This window comes from Leucobacter sp. cx-328 (genome assembly GCF_014530035.1).
Lineage (GTDB): Bacteria > Actinomycetota > Actinomycetes > Actinomycetales > Microbacteriaceae > Leucobacter.
Genome location: NZ_JACVMX010000007.1, coordinates 79,546 through 101,970, shown reverse-complemented (window position 1 = coordinate 101,970; position 22,425 = coordinate 79,546). Strand labels below are relative to the sequence as shown.

General features: G+C 64.8%; 22 protein-coding genes and 1 riboswitch. Of the genes, 9 read left to right on the top strand and 13 right to left on the bottom strand.

From position 1 onward, the window contains the following. Positions 1–87: 87 nt before the first annotated feature. The 11 genes from ICL81_RS09750 to ICL81_RS09700 all read right to left on the bottom strand — a co-directional run bounded on the left by ICL81_RS09750 (position 88) and on the right by ICL81_RS09700 (position 10,797). Positions 88–1,296, bottom strand: a complete 1,209-nt coding sequence (locus ICL81_RS09750) for a cobalamin-independent methionine synthase II family protein (protein ID WP_188034708.1) — start codon at positions 1,294–1,296, stop codon at positions 88–90. A 273-nt stretch (positions 1,297–1,569) separates the two neighbouring features. After that, complete coding sequence (locus ICL81_RS09745; protein WP_188034707.1) at positions 1,570–2,352, bottom strand: uroporphyrinogen-III synthase; 783 nt, start codon at positions 2,350–2,352, stop codon at positions 1,570–1,572. 148 nt (positions 2,353–2,500) lie between these two features. Continuing rightward, positions 2,501–2,758: a DUF3618 domain-containing protein gene (locus ICL81_RS09740; protein ID WP_188034706.1), complete on the bottom strand. Its 258-nt coding sequence runs from the start codon at positions 2,756–2,758 to the stop codon at positions 2,501–2,503. Continuing rightward, the gene (locus ICL81_RS09735; protein WP_188034705.1) at positions 2,755–3,219 is read right to left on the bottom strand and encodes a phage holin family protein; all 465 of its coding nucleotides are present in this window, start codon (positions 3,217–3,219) and stop codon (positions 2,755–2,757) included. The genes ICL81_RS09740 and ICL81_RS09735 overlap by 4 nt, the downstream gene beginning before the upstream one ends. After that, positions 3,219–3,578 (bottom strand): YtxH domain-containing protein, encoded by a 360-nt coding sequence (locus ICL81_RS12040; protein ID WP_251382053.1) that lies wholly within the window; start codon positions 3,576–3,578, stop codon positions 3,219–3,221. The genes ICL81_RS09735 and ICL81_RS12040 overlap by 1 nt, the downstream gene beginning before the upstream one ends. Positions 3,579–3,676: 98 nt before the next feature. Then, positions 3,677–5,008, bottom strand: coding sequence for a hypothetical protein (locus tag ICL81_RS09725; RefSeq protein ID WP_188034704.1), 1,332 nt, complete (start codon positions 5,006–5,008; stop codon positions 3,677–3,679). After that, positions 5,001–6,215 carry a CPBP family intramembrane glutamic endopeptidase gene (locus ICL81_RS09720; protein ID WP_188034703.1) on the bottom strand — a complete coding sequence of 405 codons (1,215 nt, stop codon included), beginning with the start codon at positions 6,213–6,215 and terminating at the stop codon, positions 5,001–5,003. The genes ICL81_RS09725 and ICL81_RS09720 overlap by 8 nt, the downstream gene beginning before the upstream one ends. A 128-nt stretch (positions 6,216–6,343) precedes the next feature. Continuing rightward, positions 6,344–7,729 (bottom strand): glycine--tRNA ligase, encoded by a 1,386-nt coding sequence (locus ICL81_RS09715; RefSeq protein ID WP_188024650.1) that lies wholly within the window; start codon positions 7,727–7,729, stop codon positions 6,344–6,346. Between the two features lie 126 nt (positions 7,730–7,855). Further along, positions 7,856–8,821 (bottom strand): quinone oxidoreductase, encoded by a 966-nt coding sequence (locus ICL81_RS09710; RefSeq protein ID WP_188034702.1) that lies wholly within the window; start codon positions 8,819–8,821, stop codon positions 7,856–7,858. Positions 8,822–8,845: 24 nt separating this feature from the next. Beyond that, positions 8,846–9,787, bottom strand: coding sequence for a 2-hydroxyacid dehydrogenase (locus ICL81_RS09705; protein WP_188034701.1), 942 nt, complete (start codon positions 9,785–9,787; stop codon positions 8,846–8,848). A gap of 65 nt (positions 9,788–9,852) precedes the next feature. Next, positions 9,853–10,797 carry a 2-hydroxyacid dehydrogenase gene (locus tag ICL81_RS09700; RefSeq protein ID WP_188034700.1) on the bottom strand — a complete coding sequence of 315 codons (945 nt, stop codon included), beginning with the start codon at positions 10,795–10,797 and terminating at the stop codon, positions 9,853–9,855. Between the two features lie 101 nt (positions 10,798–10,898). Here ICL81_RS09700 and ICL81_RS09695 point away from each other — a divergent pair, with 101 nt between their 5' ends. The 7 genes from ICL81_RS09695 to ICL81_RS09665 all read left to right on the top strand — a co-directional run bounded on the left by ICL81_RS09695 (position 10,899) and on the right by ICL81_RS09665 (position 17,855). Further along, positions 10,899–11,789, top strand: coding sequence for an alpha/beta fold hydrolase (locus ICL81_RS09695; protein WP_188034699.1), 891 nt, complete (start codon positions 10,899–10,901; stop codon positions 11,787–11,789). Between the two features lie 18 nt (positions 11,790–11,807). Further along, entirely contained in the window at positions 11,808–12,863 is a 1,056-nt protein-coding gene (locus tag ICL81_RS09690; protein ID WP_188034698.1) for a biotin/lipoate A/B protein ligase family protein, read from the top strand. Between the two features lie 61 nt (positions 12,864–12,924). Further along, positions 12,925–14,175: a D-alanyl-D-alanine carboxypeptidase gene (locus ICL81_RS09685; protein WP_188034697.1), complete on the top strand. Its 1,251-nt coding sequence runs from the start codon at positions 12,925–12,927 to the stop codon at positions 14,173–14,175. A gap of 74 nt (positions 14,176–14,249) precedes the next feature. Next, entirely contained in the window at positions 14,250–14,693 is a 444-nt protein-coding gene (locus ICL81_RS09680) for a DUF2871 domain-containing protein (RefSeq protein WP_188034696.1), read from the top strand. 6 nt (positions 14,694–14,699) lie between these two features. Beyond that, complete coding sequence (locus tag ICL81_RS09675) at positions 14,700–16,349, top strand: DHA2 family efflux MFS transporter permease subunit (protein ID WP_188034695.1); 1,650 nt, start codon at positions 14,700–14,702, stop codon at positions 16,347–16,349. 206 nt (positions 16,350–16,555) lie between these two features. Further along, a riboswitch (SAM riboswitch) is annotated at positions 16,556–16,673 on the top strand. Between the two features lie 29 nt (positions 16,674–16,702). Further along, positions 16,703–17,311 carry a hypothetical protein gene (locus ICL81_RS09670; protein ID WP_188034694.1) on the top strand — a complete coding sequence of 203 codons (609 nt, stop codon included), beginning with the start codon at positions 16,703–16,705 and terminating at the stop codon, positions 17,309–17,311. A 25-nt stretch (positions 17,312–17,336) separates the two neighbouring features. Continuing rightward, positions 17,337–17,855, top strand: a complete 519-nt coding sequence (locus ICL81_RS09665) for a methylated-DNA--[protein]-cysteine S-methyltransferase (RefSeq protein WP_188034693.1) — start codon at positions 17,337–17,339, stop codon at positions 17,853–17,855. 366 nt (positions 17,856–18,221) lie between these two features. Here the strand turns inward: ICL81_RS09665 and ICL81_RS09660 are convergent, their stop codons facing one another. Together ICL81_RS09660 and ICL81_RS09655 are read right to left on the bottom strand one after the other, a co-directional pair. Beyond that, positions 18,222–19,337, bottom strand: a complete 1,116-nt coding sequence (locus ICL81_RS09660; protein WP_188034692.1) for a phosphotransferase — start codon at positions 19,335–19,337, stop codon at positions 18,222–18,224. A gap of 54 nt (positions 19,338–19,391) precedes the next feature. Continuing rightward, a complete protein-coding gene (locus tag ICL81_RS09655; protein ID WP_188034691.1) occupies positions 19,392–20,075 on the bottom strand; it encodes a GntR family transcriptional regulator in 684 nt (227 codons plus the stop codon). A 125-nt stretch (positions 20,076–20,200) separates the two neighbouring features. On the opposite strand from ICL81_RS09655, the gene ICL81_RS09650 reads away from it, so the two are divergent. Both ICL81_RS09650 and ICL81_RS09645 read left to right on the top strand, forming a co-directional pair. Further along, the gene (locus tag ICL81_RS09650) at positions 20,201–21,544 is read left to right on the top strand and encodes an aspartate aminotransferase family protein (protein WP_251382051.1); all 1,344 of its coding nucleotides are present in this window, start codon (positions 20,201–20,203) and stop codon (positions 21,542–21,544) included. Between the two features lie 59 nt (positions 21,545–21,603). Then, entirely contained in the window at positions 21,604–22,401 is a 798-nt protein-coding gene (locus tag ICL81_RS09645; protein ID WP_188034690.1) for a DUF4097 family beta strand repeat-containing protein, read from the top strand. The last annotated feature ends 24 nt before the right edge of the window (positions 22,402–22,425 follow it).

Here is a 22,425-nt window from a genome sequence, read left to right as displayed (position 1 = left end):
CGGCCCCGCGCCTGTCGGGGCTGGCCCGGGGGGGGCGCCTGGCCTTGGGGGCCCCCCCCCCCCGCCCCTGTGCGTCTGCGCTGGTCGTTAGATGCGAGCGCCCGCGATGCGTGCGCCCTCGCCCAGAGCCTCGAGCTTTGCCCAAGCGATCTGCGGGTGGACGCGGCCGCCAAGGCCACAGTCGGTTGCCGCGATGACGCGCTCGGGGCCGACGACCTTCGCGAAACGCTCGATGCGCTGTGCGACGAGCTCAGGGTGCTCGATGAGGTTGGTCGAGTGGCCGATCACGCCGGGAACCAGGATGAGGTCCTCGGGGATGATGTTCTTGTTCTCTTCCCAGACCGCCCACTCATGTTCGTGACGTGCGTTGGCGGCCTCGAACGAGATCTGGCCGACGTTCGCGCCCAGGATGGTCTTGAGGATGTGCTTGAGCTCGATATCGGTCGAGTGCGGGCCGTGCCACGAACCCCAGCAGAGGTGCAGACGGACGAGCTCCTTGGGGAGACCCTTGATTGCTTCGTTGATCGCATCGATGCGGATCTGAGTGAACGCAAGGTAGTCCTCGATAGAGGGCTCGGGGTTGATCTGGTCCCAGTTCTCAGCGAGCGAGGGATCATCAATCTGAACGATCAGACCCGCATCGGTGATTGCCTTGAACTCTTCGCGCTGGACCTCGACCCATGCGTCGATGTGCTCCTGCTCGGTCTTGTAGTACTCGTTCTCGATACGAGCACCACAGCCGGGAGCGAGCGAGGTGATGAAGCCCTGCTCACCGGGCTGCAGAGCAGCCTTGAGGTTGCGCACATCACTGGCCACAGCATCCTGGCCGATGAAGGTCAGCGGGCCGGTGGTCGCGGGGAACTCAGTCGCGTTCTTGCCGGTGCCGATGCCTGACTCGGGGTCCTGGTACGCATCAGCGAAGATGGTCCAGTCGCGGCGGTCAGGGAACGAGGTCAGCTTGACGTCGCCGGGAGCCGAACGCTGCACGGGAGCGGTGAAGATATTGCCACCGGTGAGCGAGAGGCCAGAGGTGCGCTGGAACGAGTATGCCCACCATGCACCGTAATCCACCGAGTTCGACATCGCCTTGCCGAATTCGCCATCGCCCGGCTGGGTGATGCCGAGGTCACGCTGACGCTCAACAACGTCGCGCACTGCCTCAGTCACGAGCTCTTCGAACTCGGGAGTGGACTTGAGCGTGAAGCCGTCGTCCTCGAAGGTGCGGGCCTTGTTGGCGTCAATGAGCGCCTGCGTGCGGGGCAGGCTACCAGCGGTGGTGGTCTCGATCTTCGTCATGTCTCGAACCTATCGACGCGCAGTGCGCTGCCCAACTCTGGTGTCGTTGCGTGACGACTTGTTGCAGTTGGTTACGGATGGCTTGCACGGTGTTGGTCTGACTCAACCTCGCGAAAAGGGCAGTTTCTCCCGAGAATGGGCCCTTCATACGCAAGAAACCCCTCGTTTCGACAGAAAGTGTCGATCTCGAGGGGTTTGCTGCTGCCAGGCGCTGGCTGACGCAGGGTTCTGGCTGCTACCAGATTCTGGCTGACGCCAGGACCGGGTCAAAAACTAGTCGAGCATGTCGCTGTGGTCGATCGTTGCCTCGACGGCATCTGCGATGACCTGCTGCTGCTCAGAGTTCACGACGTCCGGTGAACGGAGACCAAGCTCTTCAGCCGCACGAATGGTGTCGGGGCCGACGCACGCAAGGATCGTTGTTGCTGGGCGCTCAGGGAACTGCTTCTCCACCTCAAGCGCAATCTTGGGCGAGGCCACCAGAATCGCGTTGATGTGACCCGAGGCAATGTCCTCACGAATCTGGATACCCGCGGGCACCCCGACGGTGCGGAATGCGAGCACCTGTGAGACATCATGGCCGCGGCCGATGAGGCCTTCGGTCAGTACGGGACGAGCAACGTCCGAACGGAGGGTGAGTACCTTGAGGACTTTGTCCTCGTCGATCTCTTTCCACTCCTTGAGCAGCTGGTGAGTCGTGTTATTGAACTCATCAGGCGTGAAATCTACGGGGTAACCTGCGTCGCGGAACGCAACTGCGGTCGCCTCCCCCACGAGTGCCACCTTGGTGTGCTCGTGGATCACAGCACCGTGGTGCTTAAGTACGTCTGCAACAGTCGCGCTCGTTGCGGTCATCCAGTCAAAGTCGCCAGCTTCAAGTCGCTGGAGATTCTGGACGAGTGTCTCTTCCTCACTGGTGTGCGCAAAGTCCACAAGTGGTGAAATCACCGTCTGTGCTCCACGCTCGCGAAGTGCCTGCGAGACGAGTTCGCCCCACGTACCTCCACGGGGAACGAGCACACGAAGGCCGCTCAGCGGCTTCGTCTCATTCGACATAATCCCCACTTCAACACATCAACGGACTGAACCACTGTATATGAACCAGTCGCCCACAAACGACGGATCAACAATACTTCCCCGACCACGCTACCCGCGAATTCGTCTAAAAACGAATCGAGCACTTTGTGGCGGATCGACTAGCGCATCAGCGCTTACGTGTCAGCCCTGCTGCAACTGCCCAAACAACGGCACCAACTGCGACTGCTGCGCCGGCCACGATCGCCATTGCTTCGACGGGCTTTTCTTCGCGCAATCGGGAGAAACGCACCTTGGTGCGATCCACCGCATCATCGATGCGCTGCGCGTAGTTCAAACGATCCGTGAGGAGCGAGAGCGTGTCGTACAGCTCTGCTCGTGCGGTCTGCGCCTCAGCGACTCCCGCTACGCGTTCCTGCTGGTTCATCGCCAATTCCCCTGTTCGCCAACCTGCGGCACACGGTGCGCCGCGGCCTGCGGCTTTGCACTTGCGTTGATCTGTACTTCGCTGAGCGCCTCAAGATCGCCGTTCAAGCGACCGAGGGTTTCGTCTGGCACCGGGTTTCCTCGGCGGATCAGTGCCACACCACCGGCAATCGCACCGGCTGCAAGCAGCAGAAGCGCGCCGGCAACGGTGAGCGCTGCGAGCCACCACGGCCACACAAGCGCGAGCGCAGCGATGGCGGCAATCACGAGCGCTTCCAGCATGAAGAACAAGAAGAACAATGCGATAACAATCGCACCAGCGCCAATGCCAGCCTTCTTCGCCTTGGCGATGACCTCAACCTTGGCGTTATTAATTTCCGCCTTCGCGAGCCGAACGATCTGGTACGGCAGGCGAGCAATCAGTTCAACGGTGCCGGGGCTACCGTCTTTGCGGGGGCTCATTACATTGCCTCCTGCTCAGCGGCAGGCTTGTCAGTGGTCGCCGAGGCGGCGTCTGCGTCAGCAGCCTGGGACTGCGCCTTTGCAGGCGCCTTCGCGTCGGCGGGTGCCGCGGTCTTCGCATCCGTGCCGTTCACCACGGCGGTAAACGCGCGCTTGCCGGCATCGATGAGTGTGACCTTTACGCGGTCGATCTGCGCGCCGACGGCGCCGTTGACTGCGTCAACACCGCTCTGCACAGGCGCGGATTCCCACACCTGCGTCGCTCCGCGCTTGATCTGCGCATACCGTTCACGCCCAGCTCGCGTACCCAGTACGTAGCCGACGGCCGCTCCCAATACGAAAGCAACTTTGCCCTTCATGTATGCGCCTCCCGATCGCGGGTGAATGTGTGCATCCGCAAGCCTACATCGGACTCACTGGTTCACCACTGGTGTCTTTTGTGAAGTTGAGCGATTACTTACTTGCTGATGCCGGCGAGACGGCGACGCATGACCTGCGCCTGTGCCCTGGCGTCGCCCACAGCGGCAGCTAGATCGCCGCCGTGCAGCGCGGGGCCACAAGCGAGAACCGTGAGTTCCGTCTCTGCCAGTTCAGCGCGTGCGGCTTCAGCAGCGTCACGCAGCGTGTGGCTGGTGAAGGGTGCCGCTTCGATCCGCGCAAAAATCTCTGCTGAGGCCTCGAGCGCAACGCTCTGCAACGCCTCACTCATACGGGTCGCCGCTGCCTCACGTGTGAGCGCCTCGGGGCCGGCCGCGAAGGCCGCACCCGCGATTTCTGCGAGCCACGTGCCATCGCCGAGCTTTCGGGTGCGGATCGACCAAGTCGCTCCTGCGCCATCCTGTGCGAGTTCGAGCGAGTCGATGTCGCGACCGGGGGCAACGATTGCGACCTCGGCAAATGCGCGCTGCTGAGTGTCGTCGGCCACGACTGCACTCAGAGCCTCTGCGAGTTCACCCGCAGCAGCGAGCGCGTGCTCGGCGTCAACGATGACCGCATCAGCACGATACTCGTGACCTGATGCGTCGCGTCCGACCCATGCGTCGCCGACTCGACGCAGTGAGACAAGGGCTTCGGGAAGCAGCTCGGCACCGTACGGTTCGAGGCGCTCGAGGAGCGCAGCGCGTAGTTCGTCCCAGCCGGCGACGGCGCTCACAAGTGTGTCGCGCTGCTCAGCTTCGGGCGCGGTCGCAAGAACGGCACCGGTGAGTGAGCCGACGCGGGTGAGTGCCTCGTTGAGTCCGGGAGCTACGGTTGCCACTTCGACATCGGTTGAGGGGCGCCCAAAACGCTCCTGGATAAAGGGTTCGACGAGCAGCTCACGGGTCACGACTCCAACTCGCGTATCAACGAGGTGGCTCAGCTGCGACTCCTTACCGATGGTGAGGACGGGCTTCACCCGGTCAAGGTAGGCGCGAGCTGAGGCGCGGCCGCCGATGAGCGCGGTGGTCTTCGTCGCGAGCGGCACCGCCGGGATGCCGACGACCGATGGCCAAGGCTGTTCGCCCCATGCACCCGTGCGGCCGCGGAGTGCGATTGCCGCGGGCGCCGTGCGGATCGGGCGCGTGCGCGCCTCAGCCGGGCCACCCTCGCCAATGGGTGCTGAAACATGCTCGAGGAATTCAGTGAATTCACCCTGTGCATCGCGGATGCCCGCCTGGCGGGCACCGTGCGCGTTGGGCTGCTCGCCTTCTGCTTCGGGCGCGATCCGCATGCGAATACCGACCTGCGCGCATTCAAGCGCTGCTGCGAGCACCGTGGTACTCGTGCCGGTCACGATAACTTCACGCATTGGGGGTGTCCTTCAGAGTTTCAGGGTTGGTGTCTTGGGGCGCTGCATTCGTAGGCGCAGGGGCAGCTCCGGGTGAGAGCGGTGCATCGGCAGGCGCAGGCTCGTATGCCGACGCGGCGACCGGCACCTCGCGTACGACGAGGTCAATGCGCTCGCGACCGTAGCCGTGCTTGTTGAAGCTCCGGACGACCAACCACGCAAAGAGACCGAGACCGGCGATCTCGCCGATGACAGCGCCAAGGCTGCCACCCTCGGCGACCTGTGCGGTCTCGCCTGTGGTTCCGCTGGTCATAAAGCCGAAGGCGACGAGGTTGTTTACAACATGGATCGCGATGGCTGCTTCGAGGCCGCCGGTTCGCCAGGCAAGCCATGCCGCAACCAGGCCCATGAGGCCAACCGCGAGCATGCCCCAGATGTCGTAGATGTGTGCCATTGCGAACAGCACCGAGGGCACAAGCACCGCAAGCCACGGGGACTTTACCCAGGAGCCAAACACCTGCATGCCAACACCGCGGAACACCACTTCTTCAGCTGTCGCCTGAATGGGCACCAGGAGCAGGATGAAGATGCCCGAAAGCAGCGCAGCGTTGAGGCTGAAGTTAGGGAGCAGGTCTTCGCCGGTTGCAACGAAGGAGCCTGGGTCAAGCGCATACGATGCCGCGATGCCGACGATGTTCATCGTCGCAACGCCAGCAATCGCGAAGAGCGTGGTGCGGCCGAGCAGGCCCCAGCGGATCCGCCCAGCAACCGACCAAACGCGGCCAGTCGGGCGAATGCCCATGCACAGCATTGCAAGGATGACAGCGGGCAGCATCGAAGAGATCGCAAGCAGGCTGTACAACACGCTCAGCGGGCGTTGGGTGTCGAGTACGACCTCACCACTCGCGGACTGCATGAGGAAGTCGGGGTCGAACGACATAAGCAGCGGCATGAGCGCGAAGCTGATGGCCACGCTGAAGGCAAGGTAGAAGACGCCGGCGAGCAGCACGAGCACGAGTGGCTTCCACCACTGGAACTTTGCGGCACCGCGATACAGGCGGTGGTACTCAAGTGGCTCAGTCTCGACGAGACGTGGCACCGCCACCTGTGCGGGCTTCGCCCAGGCCCAGGCCTGCGGCACGGTCGAACCGGGCACTCCGGGTGCCGGCTGACCGGGCGCGGGCTGTGCGGCCGGGTCAGGGTCGTTCTGAGGGGCTGAGGAGGTCATACTGGCCTTTCAATGCGCTCAGTGACCGCGGCAGGGATCTGAGCTGCGAGTGGTGCGGAGCCCCGGGCCGAAGCCCGAAACGGGCGGGGCGGAGAACAACCTGAGTTGTGCCCCGCCCCGTTTCAACGTTATGCGCCGCGGAGACGCTCTGCGAGGAAGCCGTAGAGTTCAGCGCGCGGCACGCGCGTCTGCTCCATGGTGTCGCGTTCGCGGATCGTCACTGCGTCGTCATCGAGCGAGTCGAAGTCGACAGTGACACAGAACGGGGTACCGATCTCGTCCTGGCGGCGGTAGCGGCGGCCGATTGCGCCTGCATCGTCGAAGTCGATGTTCCAGTCCTGGCGCAGGTCTGCAGCGATCTCGCGCGCGAGCGGCGAGAGCTTTTCGTTGCGGCTGAGGGGAAGAACAGCAACCTTGATGGGCGCGAGGCGCGGGTCAAGGCCAAGCACGGTGCGCTTGTCGGTGCCGCCCTTCGCGTTCGGCACCTCCTCTTCGCGGTATGCGTCAACGAGGAACGCCATGAGCGAGCGGGTGAGGCCAGCCGCGGGCTCGATCACGTACGGGGTGTAGCGCTCGTCCTTGTTCTGGTCGAAGAAGCTGAGCTCCTTGCCCGAGTGCTTCGAGTGGGTCGAGAGGTCAAAGTCGGTGCGGTTCGCGATGCCTTCGAGCTCGCCCCACTCGCTGCCCTGGAAGCCGAAGCGGTACTCGATGTCAGCGGTGCGCTTCGAGTAGTGCGACAGCTTTTCCTTGGGGTGATCGTAGAAGCGCAGGTTGTCTGCGTCGATGCCGAGATCGACGTACCAGTTCCAACGCTCGTTCATCCAGTATTCCTGCCACTCTTCGTCAGTGCCGGGCTCGACGAAGAATTCCATCTCCATCTGCTCGAACTCACGGGTGCGGAAGATGAAGTTACCTGGTGTGATCTCGTTGCGGAAGCTCTTACCGATCTGGCCGATGCCGAAGGGCGGCTTCATGCGTGCTGCCTGCAGCACGTTTGCGAAGTTCACGAAGATGCCCTGAGCGGTCTCGGGGCGGAGGTAATGCATTCCAGCCTCGTCATCGACGGGGCCGAGGTAGGTCTTGAGCAGACCCGAGAATGCGCGGGGCTCGGTCCACTGACCGCGGGTGCCACAGTTTGCACAGACGATGTCTGCCATGCCGTTTTCGGGTGCGCGACCCTTCTTCTCTTCGAATGCCTCGAGGAGGTGGTCTTCGCGCTGACGCTTGTGGCAGCTCAGGCACTCAACGAGGGGGTCACTGAAGACCTCAACGTGGCCCGATGCTTCCCAGACCTGCTTGGGAAGAATGATGCTCGAATCAATGCCGACGACGTCGTCGCGCTTCTGCACCATCGACTTCCACCACTGGCGCTTGATGTTTTCCTTCAGCGCGGTGCCGAGGGGGCCGTAGTCCCATGCAGAGCGCGAACCACCGTAGATTTCACCTGCCTGGAAGACAAAACCGCGGTGGCGGGCAAGTGCGATGACTTTGTCGAGACGGGACTGTTCAGCCATGTGAATATCACTCCAAGGGGCAAGCGGGGATCTTGGTCCAGCGTGCTTATGCACGCACATCCTCAAGCCTACTCTCTTGCCTCTGCGAGCGGGCCGGGCTATGGAATTTGGGGCGGTTGTGTCTCGTTATGGCACGAGAATGACCTTGCCCGTCGTGCCGCGACCTGCGAGTGCGCGGTGCGCTTCAGCCGCATCGGCCAGGGCAAACCGTTCCCCGATGCGTACGCGTAGCGTTCCAGCCGAGACGGCGTCGAAGAGTTCGCGGTAGCGCCAGGCGCGCTCTTCAGGGGTCAGCATGAAGTGCCCAAGTGTGGGCCGGCTGACGCGAAGCGAACCGCCAGCGTTCAACCGTTGTAAGTCGAACGGCGGCACCTGACCGCTCGCGCCACCGAACAACACAAGGTCGCCGCGCACACGTAGCGATGCGAGGGAACCGTCGAACGTGTCTCGGCCAACGCCGTCGTACGCAACGGCGACGCCAGCACCGTTGGTGATCTCGCGCACGCGCTCAGCAAAGCCTTCGTAAGGCAGCGCATGCTCTGCGCCAGCTTCACGGCACAGGGCCCGCTTCTCATCTGTCGACGCGGTCGCGATGACCCGCACACCGTGGGCAACGAGGAGCTGGGTGAGTAACTGACCGACTCCGCCGGCTCCAGCATGCAGGAGCACCCACTCCCCCGGCTGGGGGGTCGCGACTGAGAATGCGAGATAGTGCGCGGTGCAGCCTTGCAACGGCAGCGCGCCAGCAACATCGAGCTCGACGCCCGCTGGCACAATAACTGCCTGAGCCCCTGCGACAACAAACTGCTCAGCATAGGTGCCACGTGCGGCAGCCGTCGCAATGCGATCGCCTGGCGCAAAGTCAGTGACGCCATCACCTACGGCGAGCACCGTGCCAGCAGCCTCTGCGCCGGGAATGTACGGCAGCTCCATCGCGTAGACACCACCGCGCTGGTAGATCTCGATGAAGTTGACGCCAACCGCTGCCGTCTCCACAAGCAGCTCGCCTGGACCCGGGACGGGAGCTGGCGCTGCCTGCGCAACGAGCACCTCGGGACCACCGGTCTGTTCAACAACAATTGCCTGCATCATCGCACCCCTTGATTCGTCGAATATTTACACCGTGACGAGATTCTCGTACGGCTCATCCGCGCGCAGGTGCTCGACCTGGCGCAGCACAAGCGCGCGCATGCGCGGCAGCATGGAGCTCGCTCCGCCGCCAACGTGCGGCACCACAATGGTGCCGGGCGTACGCCACAGCGGATGACCGGCAGGCAACGGCTCAGGGTCGGTCACATCGAGCGCCGCACGAATGCGACCGGTCGATAGCTCGGCAACGAGCGCGTCGGTGTCGATGACCGCCCCACGTGCGACGTTCACCACAAGAGCGCCATCGGGCAATGCGGCGAGCGCACCAGCGTCGAGGAGGTGCCTGGTCTGTTCGGTGAGCGGCGTGATGAGCACGACTACGTCGGCCAGCGCGAGCTGCGCGTGGAGCTCATCGAAGCCGTGGACGTGTACATCACCCCCAGCGAGGTTTTGCTCGGTGCGAGCGGTGCGCGCAAGACGCGCAATCTCGACTTCAAAGCCGGCGAGACGAGATTCGATCGCCTTGCCGATGCCGCCGTACCCCACGATGAGCACGCGACGGTCAGCGAGGCTCGGCATGGGCGCGTATTCCCAGCGCTCTTCGTCGGCGGCACTAATGAAGTCGGGCAGACCACGTTGAGAAGCGAGCATGAGCGCAACCGCGAGCTCAGCAGTCGAGGTGTCATGCACCCCTGACGCATTCGCAACGAGCTGGCCCGGCGTCAGGTACTGGCCGACGCCTTCGTACCCATTCATTTGGAGTTGCACAAGCCCAACCTCGCACCCAGCGAGGCGCTCGAGTCGACGGTTCGAGCCGCGGTACGGCGGCACGACGATGTCGATCTGGTCGCGCGGCGCGGGGCCGTCGCAGTCCCATGCGATCAGGTCGATGCCGGGCGTGCCCGCAAGGGCCTCGTGCAGCTCCCCGCTCGGCACGGAGACTGCGATGTTGCGCTCGTTCGTGTTCATGAAGTTATTCTCCTTGCACCCACCGACATTCGAAGTTTGACCGCGGAAATCCGCGGAAGATCCGCCTAGGCGCCAGGCCCAAGCACGAGGTTTACCGGCGTCTCGCCAGCTTGCAATGCAGTGATCTGACGGCGGATCAGCGCCGCCATCCGCGGCAGCAGCGCGTCTGAATCGGCGCCAGCGTGCGGGGTGATGAGCACGTTCGGGGCGCTCCACAGCGGGTGATCCGCGGGCAACGGCTCGGGGTCGGTGACGTCGAGGGCTGCCCGGATCCGCGCCCCTGACAGCTCGGCCACAAGCGCGTCAGTGTCGACCACGCCCCCACGCGCGATGTTCACGAGGAGGGCCCCGTCTGGCAGTGCGGCGAGCGCGGTTGCGTCGATCAGGTGCTGGGTTTGTGCGGTGAGGGGGACGGCAAGGACCACGACGTCGCTCACGGCGAGCTGCGCGTGCAGGTCGGCGAAGCCGAGCACCTCGACCTCTTCTCCTGCGAGGTTGCGCTCGGTGCGCGCGGATCGTGCCATGCGCGAGATCTCTGCCTCGAAGCCGGCCAGTCGCGCCTCGATGGCCTTGCCGACGCCGCCGTAGCCGACGATCAGCACGCGCTTGTCGCACAGGCTCGGGAAGAATTCGGTTTCCCATGCGTGGCGATCCGCGGCCCGAATGTACCGGGGAAGTCCGCGCTGCGCTGCGAGCGTGAGGGCGACCGCGAGTTCTGCAGTGGGTCCGTCGTGAACGCCAGATGCGTTCGCTAGCGGGATGCCCTCGGGAAGATACTGCGGGACATCGTCGTAGCCAATCCACTGCCACTGCACGAGCCGAGGATTCACCTCAGCCAACCGCGCGAGCCCCTCGTGATAGCCAAAGTTGCTCGCCACGACGAGATCGATGTGGGCTTCGGGCGCGGGCCCGGTGAGATCCCAATCTACGAACCGAACGTTGCGCGGATCACCGATGGCCTCACGCAGCCCCGGGTCCTGCGGCAGTGCAACAACAAGAGGTTCTGTCATGCCACCGAGTGTAGCGACGGGTGCACAATGTCTGCGGTCCCGTCTACCATCGAATTACCCGGCGCACCGACCGCCAGCCAGCGAAAGACAATGAGGCCGCAATGACCGCAAGCACGAACCACGTGAGTTTCCAGTCCGTGAACTACGTCGACGAGCTCGGTATCGAGATCGCGGCATACTCCTGGCTACCAGACAGCACCGTCAACGACGGCGAGCTGGTTGGTGCCGTGCAAATCGCGCACGGCATTGGCGAGCACGCGCTTCGCTACGACCACTTCGCGCGCCGCCTCGCCCTCGCAGGGTTCGCGGTCTACGCCGACGACCACCGCGGTCACGGAGAAACCGGTCGCAAGCAGCACGATGGCGATCTCTCGCTCCTCGGCAAGCTCGGCCCCGGTGGCCTGCGCGCGACCGAGGCGGCGATCGTGCAGTTCACCGGCATGATTCGCGAACGGCACACAGGCCTGCCCGTCGTGATGTTCGGTCACTCGTGGGGCTCACTGATGACGCAGCGCATCTTGAACGAGCATCCGCGACTGTGGGACGCGGTCGTGCTGAGCGGTTCTGCGCTACGCAGTCTCCGATACATGGAGTCGGGCGACCTCAACGCACGCTGGGCTGGCGAGGGGGCGAACGGCTTCGAGTGGCTCAGCCGCAACCCCGAGACCGCAGCGAAGTTCATCGCTGACGAGCTCTGCTTCTCAGCCGACATCATCAAACTGTTTGGCGTTGCTGACGGCCTACGCCTCTTCGGTAAGCCCGGCCACGGCCTCGCTCCCGACGTTCCACTGCTCCTCGTTGCCGGCGATGACGACCCGCTCAGCCGCGGTGACGGGCTCCGCCGCCTTGCAGACCTGTACCGCCAGCGCGGGGTACGCGACGTGACGCTGCGAGAGTACCCGGGTGCCCGACACGAGATCCTCAATGAAACCAACGCTGACGAGGTCGAGACCGAGGTCATTACCTGGATTCTCGAGCGCGTCGCCGAGTAGAAGGCGTACCCTGAAGTCATGAATGTACACGGCGAATACAAGGTCCCTGGCGGCAAGCTAGTCGTCGTCGATTTCACGATCGTCGACGAGAAGATCGCAGACTTCAGCCTGTCTGGCGACTTCTTCCTGGAGCCCGATGACGCGCTCCTCGATATCAACGCAGCAGTCAACGGGCTCAGCCCGAACAGCACGATCGAGGCGTTCGGTGACGCGATTCGCGCAGCGCTCCCCTCTGAGGTGCACCTGCTCGGTTTCACCCCCGACTCGGTCGGTGTCGCGATCCGCCGCGCCATCACCGGCGCAGCGCACTGGCGCGACTACGACTGGCAGATCATTCACGAGCGCGCGGTCGCGCCCGTGCTCAACGCAGCCCTCGACGAGGTACTCACCACCGCTGTCGGCGAGGGGCTCCGCGGCCCCACGCTCCGCATTTGGGAGTGGGACCGCCCCGCAGTCTTCATTGGCAGCTTCCAGTCGGTGCAGAACGAGGTCGACGAAGAACAGTTGAACGCCCGCGGCGCGCAGCTCGTTCGCCGCATCTCCGGCGGCGGCGCGATGTACATGGAGCCAGAGGCGTGCATCACGTATGCCCTGTACGTTCCCGGCGAGCTCGTGCGCGGCATGAGCTTCGCAGACTCGTACGCGTTCCTCGACGAGTGGGTACTCGAAGCGCTCCACTCGCTCGGCATCGACGCAGTGTACAAGCCGCTCAACGACATCACGAGCCCGCAGGGCAAGATCGGCGGCGCAGCGCAGAAGCGCATCGCTTCCGGCGCGGTCCTGCACCACGTGACGATGGCCTACGACATGGACCCGGTCGCGATGACCGAGGTGCTGCGCATCGGCCGCGAGAAGCTCTCCGACAAGGGCACCGCGAGCGCGCAGAAGCGAGTCGATCCGCTGCGCAGCCAGACCGGTCTCTCACGCGAAGAGATTGTCGAGCGGCTGGTGGAGGTCTTCATTCGTCGTCACGGTGGCACGCAGAGCGAGGTCACCGAGGGCGAGTGGGACGCGGCAGAACAGCTCGTCGAGAAGAAGTTCTTGACCGAAGACTGGATCCGCCGGGTGCCCTAAGCCCGGCGACGTCGCCCGTCATCACCGCGTCCGCCCAGCCACTCGACCGTAACCTGGAACTGTGCCTCAGAACACTTCTCGAACACGCAAGCTGCTCACCCGCGGGATCCCCGTCATCGTCGTACTCGCCGCCGGCGCCTACGTCGCCACGTGCGCCCTCGCGCCGCTCGACACCCCCACGCTCAAGGTCTCAATGGACCTTGAGCAGGAGACCACCGTCGATTCGCAAACGGCGCAAGACCTCGTAAACAGCTACAGCGCACCGACCGCGGTGAGCTGGTCTGATGGCACCACCTGGGTCAACGATGACACCGTTCGCCCACTCGCGAGCGTGTCCAAGCTCGTCACCGTGCTCGTGAGCCTCGAAAAGCAGCCGCTCGCGAGCGGCGAAGACGGCCCCATCCACGTGTGGTCTGAGGCAGACGTAGCGCAGCAAGACTTCTACCGTCTCGACGACGGCATCCTCTACGAAACCCCGATCGGCACCGAGGTCACCACCCGCCAGATGCTCGAGCTCTCGCTCATCATGTCGGCCAACGACTACGCCTACGCCTACGCAATGTCAGTGTTTGGCAGCCAGGATGCATTCCTCGCGGCAGTGAATGAGTGGAAGACAAAGCACGGCCTCGATTCACTCACCTTCGTCGAGCCGACCGGCATGGACGCGCGCAATGCGGCCGCGCCAACCGACATCATGAAGATCGGCTGGCTGGCAGCGCAGAACCCGACCATCACCGAGATCACGAGCATGCCGACCGCGACCATGCCGTGGAGCGACAAGACCGTCGAATCGACGAACTGGCTGCTCGGCGACGTCGCAGGCACGTTCGGCCTGAAGACCGGCTTCATCGAGGAGGTCGGCTACAACTTCGTCGTCGGCCAGCACGTCAACGTGAACGGCCGACCGCTCACGCAGCTCACCGTTATGCTCGCCCGGGACAGCGAAGAAGAGCGCGCCGACCAGGCAACCGACCTCGCCGCAACGCTGCAGGCGCTCCCCCAGCATGTCGATCTCCTCACCGAGGGCACGAGTGTGGCCACGATGACCGGCGTCACCGGCGAATCGGCCTCCGTGAAGGTCGGCGGATCAGCGCAAGCAACCCTCGTGCCAGGCGAAGCCGCGACCGTCAGCGTCGACTGGCAGCAGCCGAAGGACGGCACCAAGGGAACCGTCGGCACCGCGACCGTCACGAGCCCCGAGGGCACCGTTGAAGTACCGCTCGAACTCACGAAGACGATTCCCGGCCCCGACCTGCTGTGGCGTCTCAGCCACCCCGGCGAGGTGATTGGCGCGTTCTTCGGAGGCCGTTGACGCGACCGTTGTACCGGGAGGAAGATGGGAGACACAGGGTCAACTGTGCAGTCCATCTCGGTGAAGAGGTCATCATGAAGAAACTCCTGAACGCAGCCTTTATCTACATGCTGCTCGGCGTGCTGTCTGGCGTGTTTTACCGCGAATTCACGAAGCTCAACGACTTCCCCGAGGGGCAGTTCACACAGCTCGGCGTCGTGCACACGCACCTGCTCACGCTCGGCTTCATTGTGTTGCTCATCGTGCTCGTCATCGAGAAGGTGTTCACCATTTCGAAGAGCCCGAAGCTGTTCGCCTGGTTCTTCTGGCTGTACAACATCGGCCTCATCATCACTGCTGGCGTACTGGTCTGGCACGGATCCCTCACGGTGCTCGGCAAGGAGGGCAACGCGATGATCTCGGGCATTGCCGGCCTGGGCCACACGATCCTCGCCGCTGGCATGATCGTGTTCTTCATCGCCCTCCGCCGCGCGGTGCTGGCACAGCCCGCAACGGCGTCCAAGCACGTCGAAGCGTAGCCTGCCGTGTCTGCTGCAGCTGAGTCAGCGCAGGGATCCGCGCCCACTGCCGAAGCGGTGACGGCCCCTACGCGACGCGACTGGCTCGCCCTCGCCGTCCTGTCGATTGGGCTCGGGCTCATCGTGCTCGACGGCACGATCGTTGGTGTCGCGCTGCCCGCGATCATCGGCGACCTGGGCCTCAACATCACCGATGCGCAGTGGGTGAACAGCCTCTACGCCGTGTTGCTCGCTGCGCTGCTGCTGTCGACCGGCAATCTCGCGGATCGCTGGGGCCGCAAGCGGCTCTTCCTCGTCGGCCTGGTCGTGTTCGTCGGTGGCAGCCTCCTCGCCGCGCTCGCGTCATCAGCGGGCTTGCTCATCGGCGCCCGTGCCGTGCAAGCCGTCGGTGCCGCGTGCATCATGCCCTCGACGCTCTCGACGGTGAACGCGACGTTCCGCGGGAGGTATCGCGCGGCAGCATTCGGCGTCTGGGGTGCGGTCATCTCCGGCGCAGCAGCGGTTGGCCCGCTCGCGGGCGGTGCGCTCACACAGTGGACCTCGTGGCACTGGATCTTCCTGGTCAATCTTCCCCTCGGCGCACTCGTCTTCATCGCCGCGCTCTTCACGGTGCCAGAAACCCGTGGCGTGCAACATCGCCCCGGCATCGACGTCGATGGCGCCCTCCTCAGCGCAATTGGGTTTGGCGCGCTCGTCTTTGCCGTGATCGAGGGACCGAACCTCGGCTGGTGGGCCCCGAAGGCAGACCTCGCACTCTTCGGCTGGACCTGGTCGAAGAACGCCGCGATCTCGGCCGTCCCCGTGGCCTTCGCAATCGCGGCGGTCGCACTCGTGCTGTTCGTGATCTGGGAACGGCACCGCGAGAAGGTGCAGCGCGCTGCGCTCCTTGACCTCGGACTCTTCTCCTACTCAACGTTCTCGTGGGGCAACCTTACGGCGGCCATGGTTGCCGTCGGTGAATTCGCGATCATCTTTGTGTTGCCGCTGTACCTCATCAATGCCCTCGGCCTCGATGTCATGGGTGCCGGCCTTATTCTCGCCGCGATGGCAGTTGGCGCATTCCTGTCGGGCGCATCAGCACGCCATCTTGCTGCGAAGTTTGGCTCCCCCGGGACCGTGCTCATCGGCCTCGGGCTCGAAGTGCTCGGCGCGGTCGCGCTCGCGCTCATCATCGGGCCCGCGACCTCGGGCTGGCTCATTGCGATTCCGCTCACGGTCTACGGCCTGGGCCTCGGACTCGCCTCCGCCCAGCTCGCGGGCACCGTGCTGAAGGACATTCCGGTGGATGTTTCGGGGCAAGGATCCGCGACCCAAAGCACCGTCCGCCAGGTCGGTTCTGCCCTCGGTACCGCGTTCGCCGGAGCGGCCCTGTCGGTCTCGCTCGCCCTCACGCTGCCAGCCGCTCTCAGCACGGTAGGCCTCACTGGCACGGGCGCGGATCAGATCGCCGAAGCCACCAGGCAGTCGGCCGGCACGACCATTGCGCAGCTCCGCGGGCAGGGCGTGCACAGCCCGCTCGGGGACCAGACGGCGACCGCCGTCGACGCCCTCACGACCGGCTTCGCGGATGCGACCCGGTGGGCCATTCTCATCGCAGCCGTGTTCCTCGCGCTCGGATTCGTCGGGGCGGCCAAGCTGCGGCGGGCGTCGGAGTAGAGCGGGCCGGCGGGCGGCTCTGGCCTTGGCTGGCCCCTGGCTCTGGCTGGCCCCTCGCCCTGGCGGCCCCGGCCCCCAGCCCGGCGAGATGAGGTGTTTCTCTCGAGATGGGGACTTTCTTACGCATGAAGCGGGCCATCTCGAGAGAACGGGGTCATCTCGACGGCTTGACAGCAGCGCGAGCATCCGTGCTAACCTCATCGAACGTTCAAGAGTCGTGACCGTAGGTACCTGGCCGGTTACGCGACAACCCGAATCCATCGATTCCCGGGTGTCCCAGGGGAAGAACGGGCTTCGCGAAACATCGCGTTGCAAGTTTCGATGGGGCATCGCCCCGGAGAGGGGCATTTTTCATGTCCATTTCACGTCAGTCACTTGATTCCACGGGCACCACCTGGTGGGAGGCACTCGGCCTGCGCTTCGCCGGATCGGCCCTCACCACCGAACACGCGTTCGTCGCGACTCACGCCGCAGAGCGGGTACTGCGCGACCATCCCCCGGTCGAGTTTTCTGGGGGCGGATCAGCCAGCCCCATCACCGCTGCACAGCTCGCAGAGCTGATTACCCTGGCTGTCACACAGGCCGCGCATGAGCGGGAGGCGGCCCGCGCGGCCGACGCGGATGCCCGGCGAGTGCGGGGTCAGGCAGCGGTTGAGGAGGCTCTTGCGGCGCCGGGATCCGCCGCCCTGATTGAAACTGGCGACTGGGCCGGCTTCACGCAGGGTGAGGCAATCGCGTGGTCGTGGAGTCTGCTGCAGTACGAGCCGCGCGGCATTACGCACCCGGGTTCGCAGCTGCGCGCCGAGGAGATTCAGCGGTTGCACACTGGCATTCCCGTGCAGGCGTTCGGCTACGCGAAACGTGCCCGCGAGCTCGCTGACCGGGGGCTCACCGTGCGCGAATACCGCGCACATCGCGACGCCCTCGGCGCGAAAATTTATCCGCGCGACGCTCGGCTGTAGCCGCAGAGCGAGAGAGGATAGAGGCATGCATCCCACTCGCCGTCACGCACTCGTCGCCACGTCACTCGGCAACGTGACGATCGTCGCGACCGGCGATGCCCTCAGCGGCCTCTACTTCGACGAGCACACCCGGCGCCCGGACGCAGCAACGTTCGGGCCCCGGGTCGACCTCGCGGACGATCCGACCATCGCGACCGCGACTACGCAGCTGCGAGAGTACCTTGCGGGTGATCGCAAAGAGTTTGTGTTGTCGTTCACGCCAGAGGGCGACGACTTTCAGCGCTCGGTGTGGGAGCTGGTTGCTGGCATTCCGTTCGGCGAGACGCTCACCTACGGCGCGATCGCTGCGACGCTTGGCAACCCCGGCCTCGCGCAGCGGGTCGGGCAGGCGGTTGGGGCGAACCCGCTGTGCGTGTTCATTCCGTGTCACCGGGTGGTCGGGTCGACCGGCAAACTGACGGGCTATGCGGGCGGCATCGAGCGCAAGCACGCGCTGCTCACGCTCGAGGAGCCCGCGCCGGAGGTCGACGGGCGGCTGTTTTAGCGGGCCCGGGCCCGGGGCCCGTCTCTCGCAGACTGCCCTGTGGAGGAGTTTTGCCCGCGCCTTCAGGCGCGCCTGAAATTTATCGGGGCGCCCATGGCTTCGGCCATGGGCGGGCGTCATTCCTCGTCAATGAGCCCCCGAATGAGGGGTGCTGGCCGGTCGGCGAGGCACATTGGGAGTGTCAGCCGGGCGCATCCCGCCTCGGCCCCGCGAAACGGACACTTTCTGCCGAGACGCTGCCTTTCATACGCAAGAAGCGGCCAATCTCGACAGAAACACCCTGTTTCGCGGGGTTGGCGCGGAACCAAGCCCGAAACCAGGACCAGGACCAGGGCCCGGCCAGCCCGGCCGGCCCGCCCGCCCGCGCTACCCCGCGACCAGCGCTTCGCGCAGCGCGCGATCGACCTCGCCCAGATCCGCGGCGATCAGCAGCTCAAGTGCGCGAGCGGTCGACGCCGAACGCGCTCGGGCGTAGTCTCCACGATCACTCGCGGAGCGGGCAGTCCAGATGCTGAGGTTCACGGCAAGGCGGCCAATCGATGAGGCAAACAGCACGTCAACCTCGGTCTCCGTGAAGGGATCGGCAGCACCGGCTCCCGAGCCGGCCGCCGCGCCAGCACCCTCAGAGGCACCAGCACCCCCACCCTCAGCGCCCTCGCCCAACGCCCAGACGCTCCCCCAACCGGAAGCAACATCGATAAACGCGACAACCGGGTCTGCCGCGCGGCGGCACGCATAGCCAGCGGTGATTGCGAGGTCTGCGATCCGCGGACCAAACACCATGTCGCCGAAGTCGAGCACGCCACTGACGACGCCGCGATCCGCGTCAATCAACAGGTTGGAGTCATGCATGTCGTGGTGCACGACCGCGCGCGGAAGCTCGTCGATCACGGGGGCCACGCGAATCGCATAGAGCTCCCGTGCACGTGTGAGCAACGCTGAAATGTGTGGGTCAGTCACCGAAGCCATTGAGGTATCGAGCGAATCAAGCGTGCGCACAAGCTCCCACGGATGCGAGACGGCAGCGGGCGGCTGGGGCCACTCCGCAAGCGCGAGCGCCGCACGGGCACCGGTCGCGCCAACGACCCGCAACAGCTCAGGAGTCAGCGGAATCGCCTCAAGCGGTACACCGCTCAGCCACTCACCAACGTGGGCGATGACCGGTCCGGCCGGGCTGTCGGCAACCGCGGTGCTCTCCCCTGCGAGCGACGGGATCGTGCGGCCGGCGGGGATGCCGAGATCCTGGAGGTGGTCCATCGCAGAGATCCGCCACTGCGCGAGCGCGTGGTCATCTTCCGTGAAGTGGATCGCTTTGAAGGCGACGTCGCGGCCGTCCGCGAGTGCGACCCGATACACGGCCGAGAGCTCGCTTGGGAGCGGTTGCATGCCGAGCGATCCGACGCCGTAGTGGCTCACCAAGATAGCGTCGACCTCAGCGGGGGTCAGCGCGAGCGAGTTGGGGGCGATTGTGTCGACGGCCATGCGGAGTCCTTACTTCGTTGTGGAGACGAAAGGATCGTACCGCGAAATTGGTCATCAATCCAAGAGGCGCGTACTCTCGAGTAATCCGAGCAGGTATCGCTCGTTGAAATCAATGTGTTCGAGAATCGCACGCTGCGCCTCGATCACGTCACGCGCCATGAGCGCGGCGTGAATCGTGCGGTGATCGGCAATGATTTGCTCGGGAGTGAGCCCATCGATGCGTTCTCCGCGGCGGATCACCGCAAGCACCATCTCCATCTCCGGGCTCATCTGCGCGTAAAACCCGTCGAGCCGCGCGCTTCCCACGAGGCCAACCACGGCGCCGTGGAACGAGAGGTCAGCGTTCACGATCTCGCGCGAATCCTCGCCATGCACCGCATCATGCAAACGCTCGTAGGCGGCCTGCAGCCGGGCACGATCCTCGTCAGATGCAAGCGGCGCATTGCGCGCACCCTGCAACTCAAAGGTGCGACGCACGCGATACATGTCGATCACATCGTCGGCACCAAGTGCGCGCACGGTCGCCCCGCGGTTCCGCTCATGCACCACGAGCCCCTGGGATGCGAGGAGCAGGAGCGCTTCGCGCACGGTTCGACGCGAGACGCCTTTGGCGTCCGCAAGCGAGACCTCGCGCAGCGGACTCCCCGGCACGAGACTCCCCTCGTAGATCGCCTCACGAATCTCCCATGCGAGCCGCTCGGCAGCCGACTGGCCGGCGCCGCTGTGGTCATCTTGCATTGATCCACTCCCTGGTTCGCGCGCCGATATTCACCGGCATTGCTCACCACCCTAACCTTGCGAAGCCGAATTTCGTATGACAAACTCGAAATATTGGTCATCAATCTACGAGGGAGTACGGCCAAATGAATGAGTCTCCAGTGCACGCAGGCGTCCACATGGCTAACGGTTTCGATCCTGCGAGTGGAGTTGCACTCGACCCGGCAGCCGCCGCGCTGCTCGAGCGCCGCGATCGCGTGCTTGGCCCGTCATATCGGCTCTTCTACCGCGAACCCGTCGCGATCGACAGCGCCAAGGGCGTCTGGCTGCGCGGAACCGACGGCCGTACCTACCTCGACGCCTACAACAACGTCCCCGCGATCGGACACAGTCACCCGGCCGTCACCGCGGCCGTCACCGCCCAGCTATCGAAGCTCAATACCCACACCCGCTACCTCACCGAGCCAATCATTGCGTACTCCGAGCGTCTGCTCGCGAAGTTCCCAGCAGAGCTCGACCGGGTCACCTTCGCGTGCACCGGCAGTGAGGCGATCGACCTCGCCGTCCGCACCGCGCGCGCGGCCACGGGCAAGCAGGGCATCATCATCACCGAGCACGCGTACCACGGCACGACCGTTGCCGCGGCCGGCCTCTCCCCCTCGCTCGGCCCGAACAATCCACTCGGCGAACACGTGGTCACGATCCCGTCGATCGACACGGCGCGCACCCCGGCCGCGGAGGTCGGGCCGCGGTTGCTGGCGTCGGTGGAGTCGGCGATCCGCGCACTGGATGAGGGCGGATCGGGCGTTGCCGCGATCATCCTCGATTCGATCTTCTCGAGCGACGGGGTGCAGACGGATCCCTCTGGCTTCCTCGCGCCGGTTGTCGAGGCTGTGCACAACGCTGGCGGACTCTACATCGCCGACGAAGTGCAGCCGGGCTTCGGCCGCACGGGCGAGTGGTGGGGCTTCCAGCGGCACGGCATCACCCCCGACCTCGTCGTGCTCGGCAAGCCGATGGGCAACGGCATCCCGATTTCGGCGGTCGTTGGCACCTCGTCCGCGCAGGAAAAGTTCGGCTCACTCGTGCGGTACTTCAACACGTTCGGCGGCAACCCTGTGAGCATCGCTGCCGCGACAGCCGTGCTCGACGTCATCGAACAGGACGATCTCGTGACCCACGCGGCGACCGTCGGTGCACAGTTGCTCACAGGGCTGCGCGAGATTGGCGCATCGTACGAGCAGGTGATCGACGTGCGCGGGGCTGGCCTCTTCCTCGCGTTGGAGTTCGGCTCCGCTGATTCCGCGCGCACCCCAGACGCGGATCTCGCAGCTCGCGTCGTCAACGGCATGCGAGAGGAAGGCATCCTCATTAGCGCTTCCGGACCCGCAGCGAACGCGCTCAAGATCCGCCCGCCGCTCCCGTTCACTGCCGCGAACGCGGATCAGCTGCTCGAGACGCTCGAGCGCGTGATTGGGCGGGCGGTGTAGCTCACAAGTTTGGGAGCGCGGTTACTGCGTTTGCGCGCAATACCTGGTGCAATTGAAACATGAAGCTTCAGCAGAATCGCACCCGCCCCGTCCTCGCTGCAGGCAGCCTGCTCGCTGCTGCCCTGCTCATGACGGGCTGCGCAAGCAACAGTGGATCCGGAGCAGCCGGCCCCGGAACCAGCGCTGAGGTCTCGTCGGAGTCCCAGACCCTCGAGTTCACCGGCCAGAACCTCACCATCGACGCCGGAACCTCCGACATCATCCTCACCTCCGGCGGTGCAGCCGGTGCCATCGCGGTCGAAACCAAGGTTGCGGGCGAAAGCAACGGATCCGCACCCAAGGTCAGCACGTCACTCGACGGCGACGTGCTGAGCCTCGCGGTCGATTGCACCGGATTCTCGCTCGGCTGCAAGGGCAGCTTCACTGTGACCGTCCCCGAAGACGTCGCGGTCGTCGCACAGAACAAGAACAGCGACATCACGGTGATCAATTTCGCGGCCGACCTGACGGTGAGCGCAGTCAACGGCGAAGCGACCCTCTCACAAGTGCGCGGATCGACCCTCACCCTGACCGGCAAAGACATGGAAGTTGAGGCCACCGGCCTCGCCACTCAGACCGTGACCGCCGACACCCGCAACGGTGACATCGACCTCACCTTCACCGAGGCGCCCGCGAACGTGACCGTGACCGGCCACGACGGCGACGTGCGCATCGCGCTTCCGGGCGGCGACTACCGCGTGAACACCACCACGAAGAAGGGCGACGCCGAGGTCACCGTCCCGCAGGCCGATTCGAGCCCGCACGTCATCTCGGTGACTACTCGTAACGGTGATGTTGAGGTTGTGCCTGCGCCTTAGGCCTTCAGCGCATATGCGAAAGCG